This window comes from Streptomyces durbertensis (assembly GCF_014156695.1).
Taxonomy (GTDB): Bacteria; Actinomycetota; Actinomycetes; order Streptomycetales; family Streptomycetaceae; genus Streptomyces; species Streptomyces durbertensis.
Genome location: NZ_WMLF01000721.1, coordinates 1 through 1545, shown reverse-complemented (window position 1 = coordinate 1545; position 1545 = coordinate 1). Strand labels below are relative to the sequence as shown.

The 1545-nt window shown below is 71.8% G+C and carries 2 protein-coding genes; one reads left to right on the top strand and one right to left on the bottom strand.

The genetic code is table 11. The annotated features are described in order from the left end of the window. Positions 1-276 precede the first annotated feature (276 nt). Entirely contained in the window at positions 277-939 is a 663-nt protein-coding gene (locus GL263_RS26265) for a superoxide dismutase family protein (protein ID WP_182858229.1), read from the top strand. Between the two features lie 79 nt (positions 940-1018). Here GL263_RS26265 and GL263_RS26260 read toward each other — a convergent pair. Next, positions 1019-1545: HNH endonuclease family protein (locus GL263_RS26260; protein ID WP_182858228.1), on the bottom strand; the 527-nt coding region annotated here is incomplete at its 5' end.

The window sequence follows — 1545 nt, the reverse complement described above, 5'->3', positions numbered from 1 at the left end:
GTGATCACGAGGAAGCCGCTGGGGAGGAGGGGGAGGAAGACGTCCAGGAGTACGGACACCGCGATGAGGACATAGATCCACGGCGCGTAGATCAACGTCCCCAGTGTTTCCAGCACCTTCACTCCCCGGATCGGCCCCGGGTCACGGAGCGCCTTGCCGCCGTAAGAGTACGCCTCGTTCCCCCACAAGGATTGTTCGGGGATGCGGCGGCCGTGGTCGTCGGCGGGTACCCGCGAAAGTTACACCGTTAACCCCGTGGAGACGAAGGAGGAATGCATGACTGGTGTGACCTGGCGGGCGACGGCGGCGTGTGCGGCTGTGGCTGCGGTGCTGGCGACCGCGGCCCCGGTGTCCGCCGGTGAGGACGCGGACCGGCCGGTCGGCGGGGCCGCGGTGAGGGCGTCGGCGAGCGGTGCGACCACGGCGGACGACGGTGAGCACTGGCTGGCGACCGGCGGGCACTTCCGGCCGTATGGCAAGCGGGGCGGGCCGGTGCCTGCGGCGATCACCTACGACGAGCGGGTGCCCGAGGGGGCCGGGGTGACGGTCGCGCAGCGCCTGCACGAAGGGGGGCGGATGTCGGTGCGGCTGTGGGTGGACGGTGTGGAGCCGGGGCGGATCTTCGGCGCGCACGTGCACACCAAGCCGTGCGGGAGGGCGCCGGAGGCGTCGGGGCCGCACTACCAGGACGAGGTCGACCCCGTGCAGCCGTCGGTTGATCCCCGGTACGCCAACCCGGACAACGAGGTGTGGCTGGACTTCAAGGCGGACCGCAGCGGGGTGGCCCGGTCGAGTGCGCGGCAGGGGTGGACGTTCCGGTCGGGTGAGGCGCGCTCCGTGGTGATCCACGAGCACGAGACGCACACGGGCGAGGGGCACGCCGGCCAGGCCGGTGCGCGGCTGGCCTGCGTGACCGTCCCGTTCCTGCCGGCCCGCTGAGCCTGCCGGCCCGCCGAGTCCACACGGGGAACGGGCGGCGGGGCGCCTCGTGGCACCCCGCCGCCCGCCCGGGGCGGCGTCAGCAGCCGTTGAGTATGGAGGTCAGGGCGGACTTCTCCGCGCTGTCGAGCTTCATCGCGTAGTTGTGCTTGACCCACACCCACGAGCGGGCGTAGACGCATCGGTAGGCGGCGCGGGGGAGCCAGTTGGCCGGGTCCTTGTCGCCCTTGGCGCGGTTGGAGCTGGCGGAGACGGCGATGAGCTGGGCGGCGCTGAGGTTGTTGGCGAAGGACTGCCGCTTGGCGGCGGACCAGTCCTTGGCCCCGGACCGCCACGCCTCGGCAAGCGGCACCAGGTGGTCGATGTCGACGTCGGAGGCGCTGGTGAGGGTGACGCCGTCGAACTCGGAGAACCACCTGCCGCTGACCGCGCGGCACTGGTCGTCGGTGACGACGTTGGTGCCGTCGCGCTTGAGGACGACCTCGCGGGTGTTGCAGTTGTTGCCCTGGTTGATCCAGTGGGGGAACAGCTTGCGGTCGTAGCCGGTCATGGGGTCGTCGGCGGCGACGGTGAGGCCGGCGAGCATCGTGCGGGCCTGGGAGGCGC